This is a genomic window from Geodermatophilus sp. DSM 45219, assembly GCF_900104025.1.
Classification (GTDB): domain Bacteria; phylum Actinomycetota; class Actinomycetes; order Mycobacteriales; family Geodermatophilaceae; genus Geodermatophilus.
In genome coordinates, this window is the sequence record NZ_FNIQ01000001.1 from 598,384 (window position 1) to 622,131 (window position 23,748).

24 protein-coding genes and 1 pseudogene are annotated in these 23,748 nt (G+C 76.4%); 15 read left to right on the forward strand and 10 right to left on the reverse strand.

From position 1 onward, the window contains the following. Positions 1–6 precede the first annotated feature (6 nt). Positions 7–855 (forward strand): HAD-IB family hydrolase, encoded by an 849-nt coding sequence (locus tag BLR12_RS02880; RefSeq protein WP_091373170.1) that lies wholly within the window; start codon positions 7–9, stop codon positions 853–855. Between the two features lie 124 nt (positions 856–979). Here BLR12_RS02880 and BLR12_RS02885 read toward each other — a convergent pair whose 3' ends face one another. Next, positions 980–1,954, reverse strand: a complete 975-nt coding sequence (locus BLR12_RS02885) for an aldo/keto reductase (RefSeq protein WP_091373173.1) — start codon at positions 1,952–1,954, stop codon at positions 980–982. 40 nt (positions 1,955–1,994) lie between these two features. After that, on the reverse strand, positions 1,995–2,783 hold the full coding sequence (locus tag BLR12_RS02890; RefSeq protein WP_091373176.1) for a Fic family protein: 789 nt from the start codon (positions 2,781–2,783) through the stop codon (positions 1,995–1,997). Positions 2,784–2,858: 75 nt separating this feature from the next. Here BLR12_RS02890 and BLR12_RS02895 point away from each other — a divergent pair, with 75 nt between their 5' ends. Genes BLR12_RS02895 through BLR12_RS02905 form a run of 3 tightly spaced genes read left to right on the forward strand, consistent with a single transcriptional unit; the run spans position 2,859 to position 4,673 of the window. Next, positions 2,859–3,410 carry a histidine phosphatase family protein gene (locus tag BLR12_RS02895; RefSeq protein ID WP_091373179.1) on the forward strand — a complete coding sequence of 184 codons (552 nt, stop codon included), beginning with the start codon at positions 2,859–2,861 and terminating at the stop codon, positions 3,408–3,410. Positions 3,411–3,417: 7 nt separating this feature from the next. Continuing rightward, positions 3,418–3,939, forward strand: a complete 522-nt coding sequence (gene cobU / locus BLR12_RS02900) for a bifunctional adenosylcobinamide kinase/adenosylcobinamide-phosphate guanylyltransferase (RefSeq protein WP_091373181.1) — start codon at positions 3,418–3,420, stop codon at positions 3,937–3,939. Further along, entirely contained in the window at positions 3,936–4,673 is a 738-nt protein-coding gene (locus tag BLR12_RS02905) for an adenosylcobinamide-GDP ribazoletransferase (RefSeq protein ID WP_091373183.1), read from the forward strand. Before cobU ends, BLR12_RS02905 begins: the two co-directional genes overlap by 4 nt. A gap of 121 nt (positions 4,674–4,794) precedes the next feature. Here BLR12_RS02905 and BLR12_RS02910 read toward each other — a convergent pair whose 3' ends face one another. Both BLR12_RS02910 and cobN read right to left on the reverse strand, forming a co-directional pair. Beyond that, positions 4,795–4,995: a hypothetical protein gene (locus tag BLR12_RS02910; protein WP_255363254.1), complete on the reverse strand. Its 201-nt coding sequence runs from the start codon at positions 4,993–4,995 to the stop codon at positions 4,795–4,797. Between the two features lie 64 nt (positions 4,996–5,059). Then, positions 5,060–8,662: a cobaltochelatase subunit CobN gene (gene cobN / locus BLR12_RS02915; protein WP_091373188.1), complete on the reverse strand. Its 3,603-nt coding sequence runs from the start codon at positions 8,660–8,662 to the stop codon at positions 5,060–5,062. Positions 8,663–8,765: 103 nt separating this feature from the next. Between cobN and BLR12_RS02920 the strand changes: the two genes are divergently transcribed. Together BLR12_RS02920 and BLR12_RS24995 are read left to right on the forward strand one after the other, a co-directional pair. Further along, positions 8,766–9,542 carry a PIG-L deacetylase family protein gene (locus BLR12_RS02920; protein ID WP_091373191.1) on the forward strand — a complete coding sequence of 259 codons (777 nt, stop codon included), beginning with the start codon at positions 8,766–8,768 and terminating at the stop codon, positions 9,540–9,542. A gap of 61 nt (positions 9,543–9,603) precedes the next feature. After that, positions 9,604–10,017, forward strand: a pseudogene (locus BLR12_RS24995) (Scr1 family TA system antitoxin-like transcriptional regulator); the annotation flags it as partial. A gap of 33 nt (positions 10,018–10,050) precedes the next feature. Here BLR12_RS24995 and BLR12_RS02930 read toward each other — a convergent pair. Continuing rightward, a complete protein-coding gene (locus BLR12_RS02930) occupies positions 10,051–10,371 on the reverse strand; it encodes a tetratricopeptide repeat protein (protein WP_091374277.1) in 321 nt (106 codons plus the stop codon). A gap of 126 nt (positions 10,372–10,497) precedes the next feature. Between BLR12_RS02930 and BLR12_RS02935 the strand changes: the two genes are divergently transcribed. The 7 genes from BLR12_RS02935 (at position 10,498) to BLR12_RS02965 (ending at position 17,992) form a co-directional block, all read left to right on the forward strand. Next, the gene (locus BLR12_RS02935; RefSeq protein ID WP_091374280.1) at positions 10,498–11,193 is read left to right on the forward strand and encodes a DUF4383 domain-containing protein; all 696 of its coding nucleotides are present in this window, start codon (positions 10,498–10,500) and stop codon (positions 11,191–11,193) included. Between the two features lie 90 nt (positions 11,194–11,283). Next, complete coding sequence (locus BLR12_RS02940) at positions 11,284–11,997, forward strand: DUF4383 domain-containing protein (protein WP_091373193.1); 714 nt, start codon at positions 11,284–11,286, stop codon at positions 11,995–11,997. A gap of 60 nt (positions 11,998–12,057) precedes the next feature. Next, on the forward strand, positions 12,058–13,230 hold the full coding sequence (cobG, locus tag BLR12_RS02945; protein WP_091373196.1) for a precorrin-3B synthase: 1,173 nt from the start codon (positions 12,058–12,060) through the stop codon (positions 13,228–13,230). After that, positions 13,230–13,850: a precorrin-8X methylmutase gene (locus tag BLR12_RS02950; RefSeq protein ID WP_091373198.1), complete on the forward strand. Its 621-nt coding sequence runs from the start codon at positions 13,230–13,232 to the stop codon at positions 13,848–13,850. The genes cobG and BLR12_RS02950 overlap by 1 nt, the downstream gene beginning before the upstream one ends. Then, complete coding sequence (locus tag BLR12_RS02955) at positions 13,847–15,361, forward strand: precorrin-2 C(20)-methyltransferase (protein WP_091373201.1); 1,515 nt, start codon at positions 13,847–13,849, stop codon at positions 15,359–15,361. Before BLR12_RS02950 ends, BLR12_RS02955 begins: the two co-directional genes overlap by 4 nt. Positions 15,362–15,545: 184 nt before the next feature. Further along, the gene (mftD, locus tag BLR12_RS02960) at positions 15,546–16,715 is read left to right on the forward strand and encodes a pre-mycofactocin synthase MftD (RefSeq protein ID WP_091373204.1); all 1,170 of its coding nucleotides are present in this window, start codon (positions 15,546–15,548) and stop codon (positions 16,713–16,715) included. A gap of 59 nt (positions 16,716–16,774) precedes the next feature. Beyond that, on the forward strand, positions 16,775–17,992 hold the full coding sequence (locus BLR12_RS02965; protein WP_255363255.1) for an MFS transporter: 1,218 nt from the start codon (positions 16,775–16,777) through the stop codon (positions 17,990–17,992). A 35-nt stretch (positions 17,993–18,027) separates the two neighbouring features. On the opposite strand, the gene BLR12_RS02970 is transcribed toward BLR12_RS02965, so the two are convergent. Beyond that, positions 18,028–18,636 (reverse strand): flavodoxin family protein, encoded by a 609-nt coding sequence (locus tag BLR12_RS02970; RefSeq protein WP_091374282.1) that lies wholly within the window; start codon positions 18,634–18,636, stop codon positions 18,028–18,030. 109 nt (positions 18,637–18,745) lie between these two features. Continuing rightward, positions 18,746–19,432: an HAD hydrolase-like protein gene (locus BLR12_RS02975; protein WP_091373208.1), complete on the reverse strand. Its 687-nt coding sequence runs from the start codon at positions 19,430–19,432 to the stop codon at positions 18,746–18,748. A 38-nt stretch (positions 19,433–19,470) separates the two neighbouring features. On the opposite strand from BLR12_RS02975, the gene BLR12_RS02980 reads away from it, so the two are divergent. Then, positions 19,471–19,860, forward strand: a complete 390-nt coding sequence (locus tag BLR12_RS02980) for a hypothetical protein (RefSeq protein WP_091373210.1) — start codon at positions 19,471–19,473, stop codon at positions 19,858–19,860. On the opposite strand, the gene BLR12_RS02985 is transcribed toward BLR12_RS02980, so the two are convergent. Beyond that, entirely contained in the window at positions 19,805–20,605 is an 801-nt protein-coding gene (locus BLR12_RS02985; RefSeq protein ID WP_218120514.1) for a cobalt-precorrin-6A reductase, read from the reverse strand. The genes BLR12_RS02980 and BLR12_RS02985 overlap by 56 nt on opposite strands. A 26-nt stretch (positions 20,606–20,631) precedes the next feature. On the opposite strand from BLR12_RS02985, the gene BLR12_RS02990 reads away from it, so the two are divergent. Next, on the forward strand, positions 20,632–21,723 hold the full coding sequence (locus BLR12_RS02990) for a cobalt-precorrin-5B (C(1))-methyltransferase (protein WP_091373212.1): 1,092 nt from the start codon (positions 20,632–20,634) through the stop codon (positions 21,721–21,723). Here BLR12_RS02990 and cobM read toward each other — a convergent pair. Beyond that, positions 21,714–22,463, reverse strand: a complete 750-nt coding sequence (gene cobM, locus BLR12_RS02995; RefSeq protein WP_091373214.1) for a precorrin-4 C(11)-methyltransferase — start codon at positions 22,461–22,463, stop codon at positions 21,714–21,716. The genes BLR12_RS02990 and cobM overlap by 10 nt on opposite strands. 40 nt (positions 22,464–22,503) lie before the next feature. Next, on the reverse strand, positions 22,504–23,712 hold the full coding sequence (cbiE, locus tag BLR12_RS03000) for a precorrin-6y C5,15-methyltransferase (decarboxylating) subunit CbiE (RefSeq protein WP_091373216.1): 1,209 nt from the start codon (positions 23,710–23,712) through the stop codon (positions 22,504–22,506). Positions 23,713–23,748: the final 36 nt, after the last annotated feature.

The window sequence follows — 23,748 nt, forward strand, 5'->3', positions numbered from 1 at the left end:
TGAACCGTGACCCGCGCAGCGGCGTTCTTCGACCTGGACAAGACCGTCATCGCCAAGTCCAGCACCCTGGCCTTCGGCCGCCCGTTCTTCCAGGGCGGGCTGATCAACCGGCGCGCCGTGCTCAAGAGCGCGTACGCGCAGTTCGTCTTCTCGCTCATGGGCGCCGACGCCCAGCAGATGGAGCGCATGCGGGCGCAGATCACCGAGATGTGCACCGGGTGGGACGTCGCCACGGTGCACGAGATCGTCCGCGAGACCCTGCACGACATCGTCGAGCCGATGGTCTACGCCGAGGCCGCCGACCTGATCGAGGAGCACCGGGCGGCCGGCCGGGAGATCGTCATCGTCTCCAGCAGCGGGGCGGAGATGGTCGAGCCGGTCGGCGAGATGCTCGGTGTCGACCGCGTGGTGGCCACCCGCATGGTGACCGTCGACGGCCGCTACACCGGCGAGATCGACTTCTACGCCTACGGCGAGAACAAGGCCGTGGCCGTCCGGCAGGTGGCCGCCGAGAGCGGCTACGACCTGGCCGACTGCCACGCCTACAGCGACTCGATCACCGACCTGCCGATGCTCGCGGCGGTCGGGCACCCCACCGCGGTCAACCCCGACCGGGCGCTGCGCCGGGCCGCGGCCGAGCGCGGCTGGCCGGTGCTGGAGTTCAGCCGGCCGGTCACCATGCGCTCGCGTTTCCCGATCACCTCCGCCCCGGTGGTCACCGGAGCGGCGATGGGCGTCGGGGCCGCGGTCGTGGGACTGGCCTGGTACGCCCGCCGGCGCGCCCTGCGCGTGGTCGCTGCCCCACCGCCGGCACCCGCCCCGGTGTCCGGCCGCTGGCGCCGCCGCGGGGCCTGAAGCAGGTAGGAGGACCCGCCCTCCTCACCGTGGAAGGACCCCGTCCTCCCCACCCCTCGCACGCTCGGGGCGGGACCCGGGACGGAGCCGGCGGCGAGCCTCTGGACGGGGCCGTTCCAGCACCTCACTGTCGGACCGGCAGGCGCTCGCGCACGCGGTCGACCAGGGTGCGCACGGCCGAGACCGGCCGGAACGCCCGCGCGGCCGCGGTGAGCGCCGCCTGCTCGTCGGGGCGCAGGTCGACCTCGGCCGCCGCGGCGTTCGCCTCCACCTGCGCGACGCTGGACGCCCCCGGGATCACCACCACCCGCGGCAGGGACACCAGCCAGGCCAGCGCGACCTGCGCCGGCGTGACGTCGTGGGCCGCGGCCACCTCGCGCAGCACGCCGAGCACCGGCTCGATGCGGCGCAGGTTCTCGGTGCCGAACAGCGGGTTGGCCGCCCGGACCCCACCGGGCCGGTTCGCGACGCCGTAGCGGCCGCCGAGCAGGCCCTGGGCCAGCGGGCTGTAGGCCATGACCATCCGGCCCTCGCGCTCGGCGAAGGGCACCAGGTCCTCGAGCGCCGAGGGAGCGGCCAGCGAGAAGTGCACCTGGTTGCTGACCACCGGCCGGCCGAGCGCGGCGTCGGCGGCCTGCCACCGCGCGAGGGAGTAGTTGGAGACGCCGACGGCGCCGATGCGGCCCTCGTCGAGCAGCTGCCGCATGCCCGGCATCGTCACCGAGTCCGGCACCACCGGGTTGGGCTGGTGCACCTGGTAGAGCGGCACGCGGTCCAGCCCGAGGCGGCGGGCGCTACCGGCCAGCCGGTTGCGCACCACCGGCGGGAACGGGGCGACGGGGAACACCTTGCTGGCGACGACGACCGCGGACCGCTCCTCGCCCAGCGCCTCGCCGAGGATCCGCTCGCTGCGGCCGAAGCCGTAGACCTCGGCGGTGTCGAACAGCGTGATGCCGAGCTCGCGGGCCCGCCGGACGATCGCCCGGGCCTCCCCGGAGGCGTAGGCGTCGCCGTAGCCCCACTCCCGGGAGCCGAACTGCCAGGTGCCCAGGCCGACCCGGCTGACCGCACCGAGCCCGTCGACGTCGAGGAAGCGCACGACCGCCAGTCTGCCCGCTCCGCGACGGAGGGGCGGGACGTCAGCCGCGCAGCTGGCTCTCCGCGATCGCCAGGCCCTCCAGCGCCCCGTGCTCGGTGGCACGGCAGCAGTGCACCAGCCACGCGGCCACGCCGTCCGGTCGCCCGGAGCCGTAGCCGGCCAGCGCGCGGGCGTACTCCTCGCGGCCCAGCTCCACGAAGCCGACCTCGGGCACCGACACGGCCTTGGGGTCCAGGCCCCGGGTGATGCCGGTCAGCCGGGCGGCCGCGCGGGCGACGACGCCGTCGGCGGTGCCGAAGGGCGCGACCGCGGCCAGCTCGCCGTGCACGACCGCGGCCAGGACGACGGCCGGCACCGAGCTCTCCCCCGTCACCAGGCCGAACAGCCCGCCGAGGCGGGTGCCGGCGTGGGCACCGGGGCGGCCGAGGTCGGCGCGGTCGGTGAGGTCCGCGGCGGCCAGCACGTGCAACCGGGCCAGCACCTGCCCGGGCGCCCGGGACCAGGTGTCCTGCATCGAGCCGAGGGCGACCGACGCCCGCAGCGAGCCCTGCACCACCGGGTCGTCGACCCGGCCGGCGCGCAGCTCGGCCAGCGGCACGTCGACGCCCTCGAGGGCCGCGGACGCGCGGGCGCCCCGCAGTGCCGACTCGGTGCTGACCTCGGCCGACCGGTTGCGCATCAGCCGGTGCCGCAGCAGCCGGTCGACGGCGGCGCGGGCGCCCTCGGCGGCGTCCCGCACACCGGGCAGGTCCAGCAGCGGGGCGAGCGGGTCGGCGGCGGCCGGCCGGGCCGCCGGGCGGCCGGCGCCGGGACGCACGGGGATCGTCACGGTCCCGACGGTACGAGGCGGCCCGCGGGAACCGGCGGCACCCTGACCAGGGGTCTGACTAGGCTCCCTGCCACCATGCCCCGGCCCCTGACCCTGCTGCTCGTGCGCCACGGGCAGAGCGAGTGGAACGCCGCGGGCCTCATGCAGGGGCAGACCGCGCACGTGCCGCTGACCGACCTCGGGCACGCCCAGGCGGCCGAGGCGGCACGGCAGCTGGCGGCCCTGCGGCCCGGCGCGCTGGTCTCCAGCGACCTGCGCCGCGCGGTGCAGACCGCCGAGCACTGCGCCCGCGCCACCGGCCTGCCGGTGCGCACCACGCCGGCGCTGCGCGAGCAGGGCTACGGGGTGCTGGAGGGCCGACCCTCGCGCGAGCTGTGGGACGTCGTCGACTGGACCGACCCGCACTGGGCGGCGCAGGGCGGGGAGAGCCTGGCCGAACTGCACGCCCGGGTGGCGGCCTACCTCGGGCAGCTGTGCGCCGAGCCGCCGGCCGAGGTGGTCGCGCTGGTGACCCACGGCGACACGATCCGGGCCGCCCAGGCGGTCGCCGCGGGGCTGGGCCCGGACGCGATGCCGGCGGTGACCCCGCACAACGGCACGGTGACCGCACTGGAGCTCGCGCTGTGAGCGCCAGGTGAGCAGGGTCCTGGTGCTCGGCGGTTCGCGGTCGGGCAAGTCCGCGCACGCCGAGTCGCTGCTCGCCGGGGCGGACGACGTGGTCTACCTGGCCACCTCTCCCCCGGCCGACCAGGACGCCGAGTGGGCCGAGCGGGTGGCCGCCCACCGCGCCCGCCGCCCCGCGGGATGGACGACGCTGGAGACGACCGCGCCGAGTGACCTGCTGCGGCGCGGCACGGTGCTGGTCGACAGCATCACCACGTGGGTGGCCGCGCTGATGGACCAGACCGGCGTCTGGGCCGGCGAGCCGGGCGCCCACGAGCGCCTCGCCCGCCGCTGCGACGCGCTGGTCGAGGCCTGGACGATGACGCCGGCGCACGTGGTCGCGGTGTCCGACGAGGTGGGCCTGGGCGTGGTGCCCGAGACGCGCTCCGGGCGGCTGTTCCGCGACACCCTGGGCACGGTCAACCAGCGGCTGGCCGGCACCGCCGACGAGGTGTGGTTCGTGGTGGCGGGGCTGCCGCAGCGGCTGCGATGAGGTGGACCGGGCCGCTGGAGTCCGCCGCGCTGCTCACCGTCCTGCGCGTGCCGGCGGGCGCGGCGGCGTCCACCCGCGGCGTGCTGCCGTGGGCGCCGCTGGTCGGGCTGGTGCTGGGCGGGCCGGCGGCCGGGGTCGCCGTGGCCGGCACGCAGCTCGTCTCACCGCTGGCCGGCGCGGTGCTGTTCGTCGCGGTGCTCGCGGCGCTGACCCGCGGCCTGCACCTGGACGGCCTCGCCGACACCGCCGACGGGCTGGGCCCGCTGCGCGGCCGGGAGCGGGCGCTGCAGGTCATGCGGCAGGGCGACGTCGGCCCGTTCGGCGTGGTGACGCTGCTGCTGACCGTCCTGCTGCAGGTCGCCTGCGCGGCCACGCTGCTCGCGGCGGACGGCGGCTGGACGGCGCTGTGGGCGGCGCCCCTGGTCGCCCGGCTGGCCATGGCGCGGACCGGCCTGCCCGGCGTCCCGATGGCCGCGGGCTCAGCACTCGGGCGGTCGGTCGCCGGCACGGTCTCGGCGCGCTGGCTGGCCGGGTGGGTGTTCGCGAGCGCGGCGCTGCTGACCGTCGTCGACCCGGCCCTGGTGCCGAGCGCCGTGGCCGGCCTGCTCGCGGCCGAGCTCCTCCTGCGCCGGGCGCGCACCCGGTTGGGCGGCGTCACCGGCGACGTGATGGGTGCGATGGGCGAGACGGCGGCCGCGGCCACCCTGCTGGTGGCCGCGGCCGCCCTCCCGTGACGTGCTGGAACGGCCCCCTCGCAGGGCCCCGCCGGCCCCGTCCGGAGGCCCACCCCGAGCTTGCGAGGGGGGAGAGGGACGGGGTCCTCCTACGAGGCGTGGGGGGCGAGAGGGTCCTTCTTCAGCGGCGGCGCAGCAGCCCGCCGACGAGCCCGGCGAGCCCGGAGGCCGCGGGGGTGGCGGGCCGCCCCCGGCCCACGCGACCCGTGGTGGCCCGGCCGTAGCCGCGCCCGGTCGACATCCGTCCGGTGGAGCGGGGCATGCCCCGCCCGGTCCGCCCGCCGCGGGCCGCGCTGCGCGCAGTGTTCTCTGCCGTGCCCATCAGTCGTCCGAGGATGCTCATGGCGGTGGCCTACCCCGCACCGGACCGGTCGATGCACCGGAGATCAGGAACGGCTCGACGCCGGCGTCTCGCCACCCTCCAGGTCACCCTCCGTGTCGAGGTACGCCTGCTGCAGCTCGGCCAGCAGCGCCGGGTCGGGCTCGGCCCACATCTGCCGGTCGACCGCCTCCAGCAGCCGCTCGGCGATGCCGTGCAGCGCCCACGGGTTGGCCCGATCCATGAACGCGCGGTTCTCCGGGTCCAGCACGTAGGTCTGGGCGAGCTTCTCGTACATCCAGTCGGCGACCACGCCGGTCGTGGCGTCGTAGCCGAAGAGGTAGTCGACGGTGGCGGCCAGCTCGAAGGCGCCCTTGTAGCCGTGCCGGCGCATCGCCTGCAGCCACTTCGGGTTGACCACGCGGGCGCGGAACACCCGGGCGGTCTCCTCGGTCAGCGACCGGGTGCGCACCGACTCCGGCCGGGTGGAGTCGCCGATGTAGGCCCGCGGCGAGGAGCCGGTCAGCGCGCGGACCGTCGCCACCATCCCGCCGTGGTACTGGAAGTAGTCGTCGGAGTCGGCGATGTCGTGCTCGCGGGTGTCGACGTTCTTGGCCGCCACCGCGATCCGCCGGTAGGCCGCCTCCATGTCCGGGCGGGCCTGCACGCCGTCCAGGTCGCGGCCGTAGGCGTAGCCGCCCCACACCGCGTAGACCTCGGCGAGGTCGGCGTCCCCGCGCCAGTCGCGGGAGTCGATGAGCGGCAGCAGCCCGGCCCCGTAGGCGCCGGGCTTGGAGCCGAACACGCGGGTCGTGGCCCGCCGGCGGTCGCCGTGCCCGGCGACGTCGGCGTCCACGTGGGCGCGCACGAAGTTCCGGTCCGCGGGCTCGTCGAGCGCGGCCACCAGCGTCACCGCGTCGTCGAGCATGGTCACCACGTGCGGGAAGGCGTCCCGGAAGAAGCCGGAGATCCGCACGGTGACGTCGATCCGCGGCCGGCCGAGCTCCTCGAGCGGCACGGGCTCCAGGCCGGTCACCCGCCGCGAGGCGTCGTCCCACACCGGGCGGACGCCGAGCAACGCGAGGACCTCGCCGACGTCGTCCCCCGAGGTGCGCATCGCCGAGGTCCCCCAGACCGACAGCCCCACGGACGGCGGGTAGGTGCCGGTGTCGGCGAGGTAGCGCTCGACCAGGGAGTCGGCCATCGCCTGGCCGGTCTCCCAGGCCAGCCGGGAGGGGATCGCCCGTGGGTCGACGGAGTAGAAGTTGCGCCCGGTCGGCAGCACGTTGACCAGCCCGCGCAGCGGCGAGCCCGACGGCCCGGCCGGCACGTAGCCGCCCTCCAGGGCGTGCAGGGTCGCGTCCAGCTCGTCGGTGGTGCGCTCCAGCCGGGGCACCACCTCGTCGACGGCGAACCGCAGCACCGCCTCGACGCGGTCGTCCGGGCGCCCCAGCACGTCCGAGACGACCGGCGGCACCGCGGACGCCGCCCAGCCGGCCGCCTCCATGCCGGCGACCAGCGCCTCGGCCCGGGCCTCGACCGCGTCGGTGGTGACGCGGTCGGCCCCCTCCGCCAGCCCGAGCGCCTCGCGCAGCCCCGGGAGGGCCACCTGACCGCCCCAGATCTGCCGGGCGCGCAGCATCGCCAGCACCAGGTCGACCCGGCCCCGCCCGGACGGCGGGGTGCCGAGCACGTGCAGGCCGTCGCGGATCTGCGAGTCCTTGATCTCGCAGAGCCAGCCGTCGACGTGCAGGATCATCTCGTCGAACCGGTCGTCCTCGGGCCGCTCCGTGAGCCCCAGGTCGGAGTCCATCTTCGCGGCCTGCAGAAGCGTCCAGATCTGCGCCCGGACGGCGGGCAGCTTGGCCGGGTCCATCGCCGCGATGTTGGCGTGCTCGTCGAGCAGCTGCTCCAGCCGGGCGATGTCGCCGTAGGAGTCGGCGCGGGCCATCGGCGGCACCATGTGGTCGACCAGGGTGGCGTGCGCGCGCCGCTTGGCCTGCGAGCCCTCGCCGGGGTCGTTGACCAGAAACGGGTAGACCAGCGGCAGGTCGCCGAGTGCGGCGTCCGGCGCGCACGACGCGGACAGGCCCACGGTCTTGCCGGGCAGCCACTCCAGGTTGCCGTGCTTGCCGGCGTGCACGAGTGCGTGCGCGCCGAACACCGACCGCAGCCACCAGTAGGCGGCCAGGTAGTGGTGGGACGGCGGCAGGTCCGGGTCGTGGTAGATCGCGATCGGGTTCTCCCCGAAGCCGCGCGGCGGCTGGACCATCACCACGACGTTCCCGGCCCGCAGCGCGGCGAAGACGATGTCGTCCCCGTCCACGAACAGCGTGCCCGGCGGCTCACCCCAGTGCTGCACCATCGCCCCGCGGAGGTCCTCGGGCAGCGTGTCGAAGAACGCGCGGTACTCGGCGGCCGGGATCCGGACGGGGTTCCCGGACAGCTGCTCCGACGTGAGCCAGTCGGCGTCCTGCCCGCCGGCGGCGATCAGCGCGTGCACCAGCGCGTCGCCGTCCAGCTCGGCCACGCCGGGCAGCGCGTCGGGCCCGTCGAACGGGCCGACGTCGTACCCGGCGCCGGACATCGCGGCCAGCAGCCGGACGACGGACGCCGGGGTGTCCAGGCCGACGGCGTTGCCGATGCGGGCGTGCTTGGTCGGGTAGGCGCTCAGCATCACGACGATGCGGCGCTCGGCGGGCGGGGTGTGCCGCAGCCGGGCGTGCGCGACGGCGGTGCCGGCCACGCGGGCGGCCCGCTCGGGATCGGCGACGTACCTGGTCAGGCCGTCGTCGTCGGTCTCCTTGAAGGAGAACGGCACGCTGATCAGCCGGCCGTCGAACTCCGGGATGGCGACCTGGTTGCCGACGTCGAGCGGGGACAGTCCGTCGTCGTCGGCCAACCACTCCGCCCGCGACCGGGTCAGGCACAGCCCCTGGACCACCGGCACGTCGAGCGAGGCGAGCTGGCCGACGTCCCACGCGCCGTCGTCCCCGCCGGCCTGGGCGGTGGCCGGCCGCGAGCCGCCGGCCGCCAGCACGGTGACGACCAGCGCGTCGGCCGTGCGCAGGACGTCCAGCAGCTCGTCGGACACGCTGCGCAGCGAGGAGGTGAAGACCGGCAGCGCGCGGCCGCCGGCGTCCTCGATCGCCCCGCACAGCGACTCGACGAAGGCGGTGTTCCCGGCCAGGTGGTGCGCCCGGTAGTAGAGGACGGCGACGGTCGGCCCGCCGTCGTCCCGCGGGGTCCGCTCCAGCAGGCCCCAGTCCGGCGCGACCACCGGCGGCTCGAAGCCCTCGCCGGTCAGCAGCACGGTGTCGGACAGGAACCGGTGCAGCTGGACCAGGTTGTCCGGCCCGCCCTGCGCGAGGTAGCCGTGCGCCTCGGTCGCCACGCCCATCGGGACGGTGGACAACTCCATCAACTCGGCGTCGGGCAGCGCCTCCCCGCCGAGGACGACGACCGGCGCAGGCCCGGCCAGCAGCGGCGCCAGCCGCTCCTCGTACTGCCGCCGCACGCCCAGGATGCGGACGACGACGAGCTCCGCCCCCTCGGCGAGGGACGCCATGCCCGCGTCGTCCAGCCGGGAGGGGTTGCCCAGCCGCCAGTGGGCGCCACTGGCGCGGGCGGAGAGGAGGTCGGTGTCGCTGGTCGACAGCAGCGTGAACACCGACGGCACGCTACCGGGACCGGCCGGTGGCGACGCCCCGGACGCCCGGGTCCGCACGCACGACCGGCCGGAACGGGCGACACCGCGGCCCTAGCGTCCGCGCATGCCTCCCGTGCCGCCGCTCCCCGACGACGCGTTCGGCCGCGTGCTGTGCGTCGTCGCCCACCCCGACGACGTCGAGTACGGCACCTCCTCGGCCGTCGCCGCCTGGACCGCCCGGGGCATCGACGTGGCCTACCTGCTGCTCACCCGCGGCGAGGCCGGCATGGACGCCCTCCGGCCCGAGGAGACCGCCCGGCTGCGGACGGCGGAGCAGCTGGCCGCCGCCGAGGCGGTCGGCGTCACCGAGGTCCGGTTCCTCGACCACCCGGACGGCGTCCTGGAGCACGGTCCGGCACTGCGCCGCGACATCGCCCGGGTCATCCGCGAGCACCGCCCCGACGCCCTGCTGGTCGGCACGTGGGAGATCGAGTTCGCCGCCGGGCTCAACCAGGCCGACCACCGCGTCGCGGGGCTCGCCGGGCTGGACGCGCTGCGCGACGCCGGCAACCGCTGGGTGTTCCCCGAACTGCTCGACGAGGGGCTCGAGCCCTGGGCGGTGCGCTGGCTGCTGAGCAGCGGTGACCCCCGGCCGACCCACGGGGTCGACGTGACCGGCGAGGCGCTGGAACGGGGCATCGCCTCGCTGGAGGCGCACGGGCAGTACCTGGCCGGCATCCCCGGCCACCCGCCCCCGCGGCCGATGATCACCGGGATCACGGCGCTGCAGGGGCGGGCGATGGGGGTGCCGCACGCGGTGCTCCTCCGCGCCTGGGACCTGTTCGCGCCGCCGCCCATCGCGCAGGAGGCGATGGCGGCGGCCGCCGGGACGGCCGGCTGAACCGGTCAGCAGCCCCCGTCCCCTCCGCCACCGCCTCCGCCGCCGCAGTCGCCGAAGCCGCCACCCCAGCCACCTGCGCCGGCGTCCGCGCCACCGCCAGAGCCGTGCTCCCGCCCCTGCCCGGTGGGGACTGCGGCTGTGGGCGGTCCTCGACGAGTCCGTGCTCCGCCGCACCGCACGCGCCCCCGGGTCGCCCGAGGGCGCGGCGGTGCTGCGCGGGCAGCTGGCGTGGTCGGTCGAGGTCGCCGCGCGCCCCCACGTCACCGCACAGGTGCTGCCGCTCGACGCCGGGCTGCCGCCGGTGACCGCCGGCTCGTTCTCCGTCCTCGAGTCACGCGCCACCGGGACGCCGGACGTCGTCTACCTGGAGGACGAGACGCGGATCCCCTTCGTCGACGGCGAGGCCGAGGTGCACCGCTACGGCCGGGCGTTCGAGCTGCTCATCGATATGGCGCTGGACCCCGACGTGTCGGTCCGCTGGATCGGGGAGCTGCTCGACCGGTGGGGATCAGGCGGCGCCCAGGGCGTCGGCGACCCGGTGGTGGGCCACCGCCTCGCCGGCCCGGCTCTGCCGCTCCAGCGTGCGGGCCAGCGCCCGCCGCGCCCAGCCGTTGGCCGGGGCCATCGCGACCAGGCGGGTGAGCGCCTCCTCCGCCCGCGCCAGCTGGGCGGAGCCGAAGTAGGACCGGGCCAGCAGCTCGAGGGCGGCCTCGTTGGTCGGCTCGGCCCGGACCAGGGGCTCCAGCAGGCGGGCCGCCTCGATCGGCTGGCCCATCGCGAGGAAGAGGTCCGCGCGGAGGAACTCCGAGTGCAGGTCGCGCTGGGTCATGCGGGGGGAACACCGTGGTCTCGCCGCGCCTTCCCGCGCCCCGGGTCGCACCATGGCTGTAGTGAATCCACTGAGCGCCGCCCCGGCGAAGAACGGCTGTCCCCCACACCCCTCCAGGGAGCCCCCATGAGACTGCGTCCCCAGGCCCGGCAGCAGACAGCGGACCGGCCCGCGGCCGGCGGCGAGCGCGTGCTGGTCGTCCAGCGGATCGGAGCGATCGTCGTCGGCCAGGTCATCCTGGTCTTCGGCCTGCTCGGCTTCGCCAACCAGCTGGCGTTCTTCTCCACCGAGGGCGAGCGGGTGCTGGGCCTGTCCTCCAACGGCCTGCTCTCGACCATCTCGATCGTCACGGCCGTGGTGCTCTTCGTCGCCGCGGCACGCGGGCCGCGGATCGCCTCGACGGTGATGATCGTCGTCGGCGTGCTGTTCCTGGTCTCCGCGCTGGTCAACCTGGCCGTGCTGCGCACCAGCTTCAACATCCTGGCGTTCGAGTTCCCGAACGTCGTCTTCTCCGTGGTGGCGGGGCTGGTGCTGCTCGTCCTCGGGACCTACGGCCGGGTCAGCGGCAACCTGCCGCCGGACAGCCCCTACGCCCGGGCCGGCACGGACGACGAGGAGATCGACCTGACCAGCGACCTCCCGGCCACCCCGGCCGAGGTCGCCGCGGAGCGGGCGATGCGCGAGGCCGAGGTCGCCGTCGTCCAGCACGTCGCCACCAACGAGCAGCGTCGGCGGGTGGCGGCGATGGCGCACGTGCACAGCCGGGGCGACCGGCGCCGGGTGTGGATGTCCTTCGACGAGGCCGGCCGCGAGCTCCGCTGAGCCGCGCCGGCACCCACGGCGCCGCGGTGGTGTACGGACCGGCCGCGGAGGCGGAGGATGGTCGGAAGCCCACCCATCGGGGAGTCCGCCATGGCACCGCGACTGCACCTCCCGCACCGCACGACGCGGTCCCCTGCGCCGGCCGGCGATCCACACCTGGGCGCACGCGTGTTCGCCGTCCAGCGGGCGGGCGCCGTCCTGGTGGCGGCGTTCCTCCTCGTCTTCGGCGTCCTCGGCTTCGCCGGCGGCCTGGACTACTTCTCGACCGAGGGCAGGCAGATCCTGGGTCTGTCCTCCAACGGTCTGCTGTCGACGATCTCGGTGGTCGTGGCCCTCGTGCTGCTCGTCGCTGCCGCCCGCAGCCCGCGCGTGGCCTCGACCGTGATGATCGTCGTCGGCACGCTGTTCCTGCTCTCCGCCCTGGTGAACCTCGCGGTCCTGCGGACGTCGTTCAACATCCTGGCCTTCGAGTTCGAGAACGTCGTCTTCTCCGTCGTGGTCGGCCTGCTCCTGCTGACGCTCGGCGCGTACGGCCGGATCGGCGGCCACCTGCCGGGGGACAGCCCGTACGCCCACGCGCGGCCGGGCGACGACGAGGAGATCGACCTGACCAGCGACCTCCCGGCCACCCCGGCCGAGATCGCCGCGGAGCAGGCGATGCGCGAGGCCGAGGTCGCCGTCGTCCAGCACGTCGCCACGAACGACCAGCGCCGGCGAGTGGCGGCGATGGCACGCGTGCACAGCCGGGGCGACCGGCGCCGGGTGTGGATGTCCTTCGACGGGGCCGGGCGCGAGCTGCGCTGAGGGGACCGGCCGCCGGTCACCGGACGGGACGGGACCGCGGGCCGTACCCTCGCCAGCGCCATGACCGCTCCTCCCGCAGCCGTCCGCGTGGGCGCCGACGCCTGCCCGGGTGCACTGCAGACCCACGCCGCCGCCGACGGCGCGCTGGCCCGGGTACGGGTGCCCGGCGGGCTGCTCAGCGGCGGCCAGCTGCGGGCGCTGGCGGCCGTGGCGCGCGACCTCGGCGACGGGGCGCTGGAGCTGACCAGCCGGGGCAACGTGCAGCTGCGCGGGCTGGCCGCGGGCACGGAGCCGGAGCTGGGCGACCGGCTGGCCGCCGCCGGCCTGCTGCCCAGCCCCACCCACGAGCGGGTGCGCAACCTGCTGGCCAGCGCGCTCACCGGCCGCGCCGGCGGGCACGTCGACGTCCGGCCGTGGGTGCGGGCCCTGGACGCCGGCCTGTGCGCCGACCCCGCGCTGGCCGGGCTGCCCGGCCGGTACCTGGCCACGCTGGACGACGGCCGCGGTGACGTGGCCGGCCTCGGTGGGGACGTCGGCCTGCAGGCGCTGTCCCCCGACGAGGTCGCGCTGACCCTCGGGGGCGCCGACGCCGGCCTGCGCGTGCACCCCGACGACGCCGTCCCCCTGGCGCTGGCCGCCACCCGCGGCTTCCTCGCCGAGCGCGCCGCCCAGGCCTCGAGCGCATGGCGCCTGGCCGAGCTCGAGGACGGGCCGGCCCGCGTCGCCGCCCGCCTGGGTGCCACCCTCCCCGCCGCCCCCCACCGCCTTTATCGCGATATTGGCACCACGCCCTCGGTCGGATCCGTGGTGCAGCGGGACGGGCGGGTGGCGCTGATCGCCGTCGTGCCGCTGGGGCGCCTCGACGCCGCTCAGGCCGACCTGCTGGCCCGGGTCACCGGCGAGGTGCAGCTGACGCCGTGGCGCAGCGTCGTCGTCCCCGACCTCACCGAGGACGCCGTCGACGACGTCGCGGTCGCCCTGCACCGGACCGGGATGGTGTTCGACGAGGCCAGCCCCTGGACCCGGGTCACCGCCTGCGCCGGGCGGCCGGGGTGCGCGAAGTCGCTGGCCGACGTCCGGGCCGATGCCGCCCGGGCCGTCGCGACCGGCACCCTGCCGGCCGATGGCACCCGCCAGCACTGGGCCGGGTGCGAGCGGCGCTGCGGCCGGCCGCGGGGCGAGGTCGTCGACGTCGTGGCGACCGGGACCGGATACCGAGTCGGGAAGAGCTGATGTACGAGTACGAGAAGGACGGCGCGGAGATCTACCGGCGCTCGTTCGCCACCATCCGCGCGGAGACCGACCTGACCGGCCTGCCCGGGGACGTGGCCCGCGTAGCCGTGCGGATGGTGCACGCCTGCGGCCAGGTCGACCTGGTCGAGGACCTCGCGTACTCACCCGACGTCGTGGCGCGGGCCCGCGAGGCGCTGGACGCCGGCGCCCCGGTGCTGTGCGACGCGGAGATGGTGGCCTCGGGGATCACCCGCCGGCGGCTGCCCGAGGACAACGACGTCGTCTGCACGCTCAACGACCCGCGCACGCCGGCCCTGGCCGCCGACCTCGGCACCACCCGCACCGCCGCGGCGCTCGAGCTGTGGCGCGACCGGCTGGACGGCGCGGTGGTCGCCATCGGCAACGCACCGACCGCGCTGTTCCACCTGCTGGAGCTGGTCGCGGCCGGGGCACCCCGCCCGGCCGCGGTGATCGGCATCCCGGTCGGCTTCATCGGCGCGGTGGAGTCCAAGGACGCGCTGGCCGCCTCCGACCTGGACCACCTGGTGGTGCGCGGCCGGCGCGGCGGCAGCGCCATCACCGCGGCGGCGGTCAACGCGATCGCGAGCGACGTCGAGTGAGCGGACCCCGCACCGGTCGGCTGTACGGCGTCGGGCTGGGCCCCGGCGATCCCGAGCTGGTGACCGTCAAGGCCGCCCGGCTGATCGCCGCAGCCGACGTCGTGGCCTTCCACGCCGCGCAGCACGGCCGCTCGGTCGCCCGGTCGGTGGCCGCGCCCTACCTGCGCGCGGGCCAGGTCGAGGAGCTGCTGGTCTACCCGGTGACCACCGAGACCACCGACCACCCCGGGGGCTACCAGGGCGCGATCGACGAGTTCTACGAGGCGGCGGCGGCCCGGCTGGCCGCGCACCTGGACGCCGGCCGCGACGTCGTCGTCCTCGCTGAGGGGGACCCGTTCTTCTACGGCTCCTACATGCACATGCACAAGCGACTGGCGCACCGGTACCCGACCGAGGTGGTGCCGGGCGTGACCAGCGTCAGCGGGGCCGCCGCGGCGGTCGGCCGGCCGCTGGTCGAGCGGGACGAGGTGCTCACCGTGCTGCCGGGCACGCTGCCGGCCGAGGAGCTCGCGGAGTGGCTGGCGACCACGGACGCCGCCGCCGTGATGAAGCTGGGCCGCACGTTCGGCAACGTGCGGGAGGCGTTCGACGCCGCCGGGGTGCTCGACCGCGCCCTCTACGTCGAGCGGGCCAGCACCAGCCGCCAGCGCACGATGCCGCTGGCCGACGTCGACCCGGTGACGGTCCCCTACTTCTCCCTCGCCCTGCTGCCCAGCCCGCTGACCGGCCCGACCCCCGGCTCGGAGCAGCACGACGAGGCGGCACCCCGCACCGGCGAGGTCGTCGTCGTGGGCCTGGGCCCCGGCCGCCGGTCCTGGACGACGCCGGAAGCCGCCGAGGCGCTGGCCGCCGCCGACGACCTGGTCGGCTACGGCCCCTACCTGGACCGGGTACCGGCCAACCCGCGGCAGACCCGGTACCCGAGCGACAACCGGGTGGAGGCCGAGCGGGCCGCCCACGCCCTGGAGCTGGCCCGGTCCGGACGGCGGGTCGCGGTCGTCTCCAGCGGCGACCCCGGCGTCTTCGCGATGGCCGCCGCGGTGCTCGAGGTCGCCGAGCGACCGGAGTACGCCGGCGTCCCGGTGCGGGTGCTGCCCGGCCTGACCGCCGCGCAGGCCGTCGCCGCCCGGGTCGGCGCGCCGCTGGGGCACGACTTCGCGGTGGTCAGCCTGTCCGACGTCCGCAAGCCGTGGGACGTCGTCGTGGAGCGGCTGCGCCACGCCTCGGCCGCCGACCTGGTGCTGGCGCTCTACAACCCGCGGTCCAAGGCCCGCCCGCACCAGCTGGCCGAGGCGCAGGCGGTGCTGCTCGAGGGCCGCAAGCCCGACACGGTGGTCGTCGTCGGCCGGGACGTCGGTGGCCCGGAGGAGAGCGTCACCGTCACCACGCTCGGCGAGTTCGACCCGGAGACCGTCGACATGCGCTGCTGCGTGATCGTCGGCTCCTCGCAGACCCGGGTCAGCCGCGGCGGCGCCGTCTACAGCCCACGGACCCACTCCGACGCCTCCTGAAGGAGGATCCCCGGCGAGGCCCCGTCCAGAGGCTCGCCCCGAGCTTGCGAGGGGTGAGGAGGACGGGGTCCTTCTGGGGGCCGCGTGACACTCAGTGCCACCGCTGGCACGATGACCTGCCAGTGGCGCGCGTCACCCTGAGACGGGACGGTGCCGACGGCCGGGCGACCGCGGGAGGGCTTCCATGGCGAGCACCAGGGACTGGTTCGAGACCGTCGAGGAGGCCCAGCACCGCGCGAAGAAGCGGCTGCCGCGATCGGTGTACCTGGCGCTGGTCGCCGGCAGCGAGAAGGGGCTGACGGCCACCGACAACGTCGCGGCCTTCGACGAGATCGCCTGGCGCCCGCACGTGGCCGACCTGCACGGCAAGCGGGAGCTGGCCACCACGGTGATGGGCCAGGAGGTGTCCATGCCGGTGCTGGTCTCCCCCACCGGCGTGCAGGCGGTGCACCCGGACGGCGAGGTGGCGGTCGCCCGCGCGGCCGCCGCCGCGGACGTCGCGATGGGCCTGTCCTCCTTCGCCAGCAAGCCGGTGGAGGAGGTCGGCGCGGCGCACTCCAAGCTGTTCTTCCAGATGTACTGGGTCGGCTCGCGGGAGACGATCCTCGCCCGCGCCGAGCGGGCCCGCGCCGCGGGCGCCACGGGCCTGATCATGACGCTGGACTGGTCGTTCGCCTCGCGGCGGGACTGGGGCAGCCCGCCGATCCCCGAGAAGATCGACCTCAGGAACGCGATCAAGTTCGCCCCCGAGGTGGTGCGCAAGCCGCGCTGGCTGGCCACCTACCTGCGCTCGGGCGGCATCCCCGAGCTCAGCGTGCCCAACCTGGCGCTCGGCGGCGAGGACCCGCCCAACTTCTTCGGCGCCTACGGCCAGTGGATGGGCACCCCGCTGCCCACCTGGGCGGACGTCGCCTGGCTGCGCGAGCAGTGGGGCGGGCCCTTCATGCTCAAGGGGATCACCCGGCCCGACGACGCCCGCCGCGCCGTCGACGCCGGCGTCAGCGCCATCTCGGTCTCCACCCACGGCGGCAACAACCTCGACGGGACGCCCGGGGCGATCCGCTCGCTGCCCGGCGTGGTCGACGCGGTCGGCGACCAGGTCGAGGTGCTCATGGACGGCGGCGTGCGCCGCGGCGGCGACGTCGTCAAGGCGATGGCCTTGGGCGCCAAGGCCGTCATGATCGGCCGCGCGTACCTGTGGGGCATGGCCGCGAACGGCGAGCGCGGCGTGCAGAACGTGCTGGCGATCCTCCGGCAGGGCATCGACGAGGCGCTGCTCGGGCTGGGCAAGGCGTCGGTGCACGACCTCACCCGGGAGGACGTCGTCCTGCCGCCGGGCTTCACCCGCAGCTGAGCCGCCCGACCCGCCGGGCGGCGGGAATGCGGTCGGGGCGGGCGGGCTTGCGCAGTGGCGTGCCCGCCCTCCGCTCGTCCCGGGCCGCGACGTTCTGGACCGCCGCCGCGCTGCTGGTCCTGGTGCTGGCTGCCTCGGCCGCCCCCTCACCGCTGTACCGGGTCTACCAGGAGCGCTTCGGCTTCTCCTCCGGCGTGCTGACGGCCGTCTTCGGCATCTACGCCTTCGCCCTGCTGGGCGCACTGCTCGTCGTCGGCCGGCTGTCCGACCACGTGGGACGACGGCCCGTGCTGGTCGCCGGGCTGCTGCTGCAGGTGGCCGCCAGCCTGCTGTTCCTCTCCGCCGACGGGGTGGGCTGGCTGCTGACCGCGCGCGTGGTGCAGGGCCTGTCGGTCGGGGCGCTCACCGGGACGCTGGGGGCCATCCTCCTGGACTCCCAGCGCAGCGACCGGCCGAGGGCCGCGCTGCTCAACAGTGCGTCGCCAGGCGTCGGCCTGGCGCTCGGTGCGGTCGCGGCCGGGCTGGCCATCGAGGGGCTGGGCGCCCCCACCGCCTGGGTGTTCGGCGTGCTGGCGGTGCTCTTCTCGCTCGCCGTGCTGGTCGTCGTCCCGCTCCTGCCCGAGACCTCGCCGCGGGTGCCCGGCGCGCTGGCGTCGCTGCGCCCGCGCGTGCACGTACCCGCCGCCCAGCGCGCCGCCTTCGTCGTCGCGACACCGTGCCTCGTGGCGCTGTGGGCGCTGGGCGGGCTGTACCTCTCGCTGGGCCCGTCACTGGCGGCCGGCGTCTTCGGCATCGAGGACCACCTGGTGGGCAGCCTGCTGCTGGTGGCGGTCAACGGCACCGGCGCGATCGCCTCGGTGGCGCTCTGGCGGACCGAGCCGAGCACCGCGATGCTCCTCGGCTGCCTGGTCTTCGCCACCGGGGTCGGCGGCACCGTCGTCTCGCTGACCACCGGCAACACCGCCCTGTTCTTCACCGCGGCGGCCGTCTCCGGCTTCGGCTTCGGCGCCGCCTTCGTCGGGGCGATCGCCACGGTGACCCGCGGGGTGGCGGCGGGGGAGCGCGGGGGGCTCCTCTCCAGCGTCTTCGTCGTCGGCTACCTCGCCTTCAGCATCCCCGCCATGGCCGCCGGGCTGGCGGCGAGCCAGGTGGGGTTGCGGCCCACCGGCCAGGTGTACGGCGCCGCCGTCGCCGTCCTCGCCGTCGCGGCCGCGGTCGGGTTGCTGCGCGTGCGACGCCGCGCCACGGAACGGCGTCCCCAGCCGGTCGCCATGTAACGACCTCGCGGCGGGCCCCTGCAAGGGGGCCGGGCTCAGCTGTAGGGGTCGGCCTTGAGCAAGCGGGCCAGGTGGGCGGCGTTGGCCCCCAGCGTGGACGTCGTCGAGGCGACCGCCTCCGGCGTCTCGTCCAGGTCCAGGTAGTCGCGGCCGCCCATCGCCTCGTCGTTCCAGTACGTGCCGCCCTGGGACGGGATGGTGAAGCCGATGTCGTTGAGCCCCTGCATCAGGTCGGCGGTGATCTTGTGCGCGCCGTCCTCGTTGCCGACGACGGCGGTCACGGCCACCGTGCCGGCGATCAGCGGGCGGCCGGAGTCGTCGGTCTCGGACAGCTCGCCGTCCAGCCGCTCGAGCACCCGCTGGGCGACGCTGCTCATGTGACCGACCCACGTCGGGGTGGCGACGACCAGGATGTCGGCGGCCAGCAGCTTCTCCCGGATGGCCGGCCACTCGTCGCCCTCGCCCATGTCGACCTCGACGCCGGGCTTCACGTCGTGGTCGACCACGCGGACGACCTCACCGGTCACGCCGTCCCCCAGGGCGTCCAGCACCTCCCGGGCCATCTTCTCGCTGCTGGAGGGCGCGGGCGAGGGCTTGAGGCTGCACACGAGGGCGAGGGCACGGAGGGACACGGTCTCGGTCATGACCTCGCCCGTGCCCGACCCGGTGGTCCGGCACACCCGTGTCATCCACCCGTCATCCGGCCGGGCCGGTCAGCGCAGCACGGCGTCCAGGAAGCCCGGCACCCGCTGCTCAGCCGCTCCTCAGCACGGTCAGCACCTCCGCGGGGGTGGCGGCGACCGCGGCGGCCCCGGCCTCCGCGAGCTCGCCGGGCGGCGCGGGGCCCCAGCCGGCACCGATGCAGGGCAGCCCGTGCGCCGCCGCGCCGAGCACGTCGTGCGCCCGGTCGCCGACCAGCACCGGCCGCTCGCCGTCCGGGTGCGCCGCCAGCGCGGCGGCGACCACCTGGTCCTTGTGCCGGACGGTGCCGTCGAAGGTGGCGCCGTGCACCGAGGCGAAGAAGCCGTCGAGCCCGCCGTGTGCCAGCAGCCGGACGGCGAAGGGCTCGGGCTTGCTGGTCGCGACGGCGAGCGTGGCGCCGGCCCGGGTCAGCGCGGCCAGCAGCGCGGGGACGCCGGGGTACACGGTCGCCCGGAGCAGCGCGCCGGCGGAGTGGTGCGCGCGATAGGCGGCCACCGCCCGCGGGACGTCGTCCACCGGGACGCCGAGCACCAGGGCGAAGCCGTCCTCCAGCGGTGGGCCGACCATGCCGCGCAGCTGCTCGGGGGTGGGCTCGGGCCGGCCCAGCTCGGCGGCCGCGACGCGCACCGAGGCCCAGATGCCCGGCGTGGAGTCCACCAGGGTGCCGTCGAGGTCGAACAGGATGAGACGACCGGCCAGCCCCTGGTGCGCAGCGCGGTCAGCTGCTTCGCTCTTCAAGCACCTCTCCCTGCCGTCGTCCGCCCCGGAGGACCCGTATGACCCGGACCCGCGACACCGCCGCGACCGCCCCCTCGACCCTCCGGGCGGTGCAGGCCACCGCCGCGCTGGCCCTGCTCGTGCTGCTCTGGCAGTTCGTCTCCGCCGGCCGGATCATGGTCGGCGAGGACGCGACCGGCGGCCACGGCGCCGGGGCGATCGCCCTGCACGCCACCACCGGCCTGCTCCTGCTCGCCACCGTGCTGCACGGACGGCGCACGCGGGTCTGGTGGCCGGCCGCGCTGGCCGGGGCGGTCTTCGTGCTCACCTTCGTGCAGGCCGCGCTGGGCAGCTCGGGTTCGATCACGACGCACGTCCCGCTGGCCCTGGTGCTCACCGTGGGCACGGCGTGGCTGGCGGCATGGTCGTTCCGCCCAACCGCCCCCTGAGCCAGGCCGCGGCCTCCTCGACGGTCGCGACCACCGGCACGCCGGCGGGCAGCGGGGGGCGGCGGACCAGCACCACCGGGACGCCGAGCTGCCGGGCCGCGGTCAGCTTGGCCGCGGTCATCGGCCCGCCGCTGTCCTTGGTGACGAGGACGTCGACGCCGTGCGCGGTCATCAGCGCCCGCTCGTCCTCCACGGTGAACGGCCCGCGGGCGAGGACCACCGTGGCCTGCGCCGGCAGCGGCGGCCCGGGCGGGTCGACCGAGCGGACGACGCAGTGGGCGGTGAGCCCGGCGAAGGCCGCCAGCCCCTGCCGGCCCGTGGTCAGGAACACCGAGCGGCAGCCGGCGACCGCCGCCGCGGCCTGCTCGAGGGTGTCCACCCACCGCCAGTCGTCGCCGGGGCGCGCGGTCCAGCCGGGGCGCTGCAGCCGCAGCACCGGGGTGCCGGTGGCCGCGGCCGCCTCCGCCGCGTGCGCGGTCATGGTGGCGGCGAAGGGGTGGGTGGCGTCCACCAGCGCGGCGACCCCGTCCAGCGCGGCCGCGAGGCCCGCGGCGCCGCCGAAGCCGCCGATGCGCACCTCCCCGGCCGGGAGCACGGGGTCGGCGACCCGGCCGGCCAGCGAGCTGAGCACGTCGACGCCCTCGGCGACCAACCGCGCGGCGAGCCGCCGCGCCTCCGCCGTCCCGCCGAGGACCAGCACCCGGCCGGTGCCGAGCTCGCCGCGCGACCTCCCGGGCTCGGTCACCGGCCCGGCCCGTGCATGCTGACCAGGTGAGCGGGGCGGGGCGCGAGGGCGGCACGGGGCTGCGCCACGGCTGGACGACCGGCGCCTGCGCCACCGCCGCCACGACCGCCGCGTACACCGCGCTGCTCACCGGCGAGTTCCCCGACCCCGTCACCATCGACCTGCCGCACGACAAGCACCCGGCGTTCGCGCTGGCGCGGGAGTGGCTCGGGGACGGCGAGGCGGGCGCCGGGATCGTCAAGGACGCCGGCGACGACCCCGACGTCACCCACGGTGCCCTGGTCTCGGCCCGGGTCACCCGGGGCGAGCCCGGGTCCGGCGTCGTCTTCCGCGCCGGCGAGGGCGTCGGCACGGTGACCAAGCCCGGACTGCCGCTGCCGGTCGGCGAGCCGGCCATCAACCCGATGCCCCGGCAGTTCGTCCGCGGGCACGTCGCCGCGGTCGCGGCGCGGCACGGCGGCACCGGGGACGTCGTGGTCGAGGTGTCGGTGGAGAACGGCGCGGAGCTGGCCCGCAAGACGTGGAACCCGCGGCTGGGCATCCTCGGCGGGCTGTCGATCCTGGGGACGACGGGCGTCGTCGTCCCCTACTCGTGCTCGTCGTGGATCGACTCGATCCGCCGCGGCATCGACGTCGCCCGCGCGGCCGGGCGGGAGCACGTGGCCGGGTGCACCGGCTCGACCAGCGAGCGGGTGGTCACCGAGCTGTACGGGCTGCCCGAGGACGCGCTGCTCGACATGGGCGACTTCGCCGGCGCGGTGCTCAAGTACCTGCGCCGCCACCCGGTGCCCCGGCTGACCGTCGCCGGCGGCATCGGGAAGCTGGCCAAGCTCGCCGACGGCCACCTCGACCTGCACTCCGGCCGCTCGCAGGTGTCCCCTGCGTCGCTGGCCGCGATGGTGCGCGACGCCGGCGGGTCGGCGGAGCTGGTCGAGGGGGTGCGCGGGGCGAACACCGCGCTCCACGCGCTGCAGCAGTGCCAGGCGGCCGGGCTGCCGCTGGGCGACCTGGTGGCCGCCGGCGCCCGGGAGACGGCGCTCGGCGTGCTCCGCGGGGCGCCGGTCGAGGTGGACGTCGTGGTCATCGACCGCGCCGGCACCGTGGTGGGTCACGCCTGACCTCGGCATCGGGTCGTCGAGTAGAGGTGGCTGTCGGGGAACTCCGCCGCCGCGAGCACCGGGCCGACGACGACGACCGCCGTCCGCCTGACCCCGGCCGCCTCCACCTGGCCGGCGATGTCGGCGAGCGTGCCGCGCAGCACCAGCTCGTCGTCCCGGCTGGCGCGGGCCACCACGGCGACCGGGCCGTCGTCGCCGTAGTGCTCGGCCAGCTCTGGCGCGAGCTCGGCGATCCGCTGGACGGCGAGGTGCAGCACCAGCGTCGCGCCGGTCGCGGCGTAGGCGGCGAGCTGCTCACCCGGCGGCATGGGGGTGGACCGGGCGCTGGTCCGGGTGAGGACGACGGTCTGCCCGACCCCGGGTACGGTCAGCTCCCGCTTGAGCGCCGCGGCGGCGGCCGCGAACGCCGGCACCCCGGGCACGACCTCGTAGGGCACCCCGGCCGCGTCCAGCCGGCGCATCTGCTCGGCCATGGCGCTCCAGATCGACGGGTCCCCGGAGTGCAGCCGGGCCACGTCGAGGCCCGCCTCGTGCGCGGCGACCAGCTCGGCGGTGATCCGGTCGAGGTCCAGGTCGGCGGTGTCGACCAGCCGGGCACCGGCGGGCGCGGTGTCCAGCAGTTCGCGGGGCACCAGCGCACCGGCGTACAGGCACACCGGGGCGGCCGCGATGACGCGCGCCGCCCGCAGCGTGACCAGGTCCGCCGCACCCGGCCCCGCCCCGATGAAGAACACGGTCACGGCACTGCCTTCCGCGCGCAGGAGGCACCGTGCGGGCCCCTCACCGGGTCACGCTCCAGATGGTCACCGGCATCGCGGGCCTCCAGCCGGTGTAGCCGCCGACGGGCGTCGCACGTGCCACCGACAGCCGGGTCAGCTCGCCGCCGGCCCGGGCGCGCCACTCCGCCAGCACCGCCTCGCCCTCGACGGTCACCGCGTTGGCCACCAGCCGGCCGCCCGGGCGCAGCGCGGCCCAGCAGGTGTCCAGCAGCCCCTCGCCGGTGAGCCCGCCGCCGACGAACACCGCGTCCGGCGTGGGCAGCCCGGCCAGCGCGGCCGGCGCCCGGCCCTCGACCACCTGCAGCCCGGGGACGCCGAGCCGCACGGCGTTCTGCGCGATGCGCGCGGCGCGCTCCGCCGAGCTCTCCACCGCCACCGCCCGGCAGGAGGGGTGCACCCGCATCCACTCGACGCCGATCGAGCCCGCGCCGGCGCCGACGTCCCACAGCAGCTGGCCGGGCAGCGGCGCGAGCCGGGCCAGGGTGACCGCGCGGACGTCGCGCTTGGTGAGCTGGCCGTCGTGGGCGTAGGCGTCGTCCGGCAGGCCGGGCACGGTCGGCAGCGGCACGGTGCCGGGGTCGGCGGCCACCTCGACGGCGGTGACCACGAGCGGGTCGGGGTCGGCGTGCGGCCAGGCCGCGGCGGTGCCGGCCACCGCCCGCTCGGCGGGCCCGCCCAGCTGCGCGAGCGCGGTCAGCCGGCTGGCGCCGAGACCCCGCTCGGTGAGCAGCCGCGCCACCGCTGCGGGGGTGGTGCCGTCCGAGCCGAGCACCAGCAGCCGGCGTCCGGGGGTGGCGTGCGGCACGACCAGCTCCACCGGCCGGCCGACCACCGACACCACCTGCGTGTCCTCCACCGCCCAGCCCAGCCGGGCACAGGCCAGCGTCACCGACGACGGGTGCGGCACCACCTCGACCGCACCCGCCCCGTGCAGCCGGACGAGCGAGGTGCCGACGCCGGACAGCATCGGGTCCCCGCTGGCCAGCACGACCACCCGGCGGCCCGGGTGGTCGGTCGTCAGCGAGGCCAGCGCGGGCGCCATCGGCGAGGGCCAGGGCACCCGCTCCGCGGGGACGCCGTCCGGCACGAGGGCCAGCTGGCGGGCACTGCCGCGCAGCACGTCGGCGTCCTCGACGGCCCGGCGCGCACGGGGCGAGAGGCCGTCCCAGCCGTCCGCCCCGATGCCGACGACCACGATCGGCGTGCTCACGCCGAGTCCACGGGCGCGACTCCGCGCCGCCGTCCG

Bases quoted from the DNA above. Each gene is read 5' to 3' on its own strand.
- cobG (WP_091373196.1), top strand. From the start codon at position 12,058: ATGACCGCTCCTCCCGCAGCCGTCCGCGTGGGCGCCGACGCCTGCCCG.
- BLR12_RS02895 (WP_091373179.1), top strand. From the start codon at position 2,859: ATGCCCCGGCCCCTGACCCTGCTGCTCGTGCGCCACGGGCAGAGCGAG.
- BLR12_RS02935 (WP_091374280.1), top strand. From the start codon at position 10,498: ATGAGACTGCGTCCCCAGGCCCGGCAGCAGACAGCGGACCGGCCCGCG.
- BLR12_RS02970 (WP_091374282.1), bottom strand. From the start codon at position 18,636: ATGACCGAGACCGTGTCCCTCCGTGCCCTCGCCCTCGTGTGCAGCCTC.
- mftD (WP_091373204.1), top strand. From the start codon at position 15,546: ATGGCGAGCACCAGGGACTGGTTCGAGACCGTCGAGGAGGCCCAGCAC.
- BLR12_RS02940 (WP_091373193.1), top strand. From the start codon at position 11,284: ATGGCACCGCGACTGCACCTCCCGCACCGCACGACGCGGTCCCCTGCG.
- BLR12_RS02930 (WP_091374277.1), bottom strand. From the start codon at position 10,371: ATGACCCAGCGCGACCTGCACTCGGAGTTCCTCCGCGCGGACCTCTTC.
- BLR12_RS02905 (WP_091373183.1), top strand. From the start codon at position 3,936: ATGAGGTGGACCGGGCCGCTGGAGTCCGCCGCGCTGCTCACCGTCCTG.
- BLR12_RS02920 (WP_091373191.1), top strand. From the start codon at position 8,766: ATGCCTCCCGTGCCGCCGCTCCCCGACGACGCGTTCGGCCGCGTGCTG.
- BLR12_RS02950 (WP_091373198.1), top strand. From the start codon at position 13,230: ATGTACGAGTACGAGAAGGACGGCGCGGAGATCTACCGGCGCTCGTTC.
- BLR12_RS02910 (WP_255363254.1), bottom strand. From the start codon at position 4,995: ATGGGCACGGCAGAGAACACTGCGCGCAGCGCGGCCCGCGGCGGGCGG.
- BLR12_RS02980 (WP_091373210.1), top strand. From the start codon at position 19,471: ATGACCCGGACCCGCGACACCGCCGCGACCGCCCCCTCGACCCTCCGG.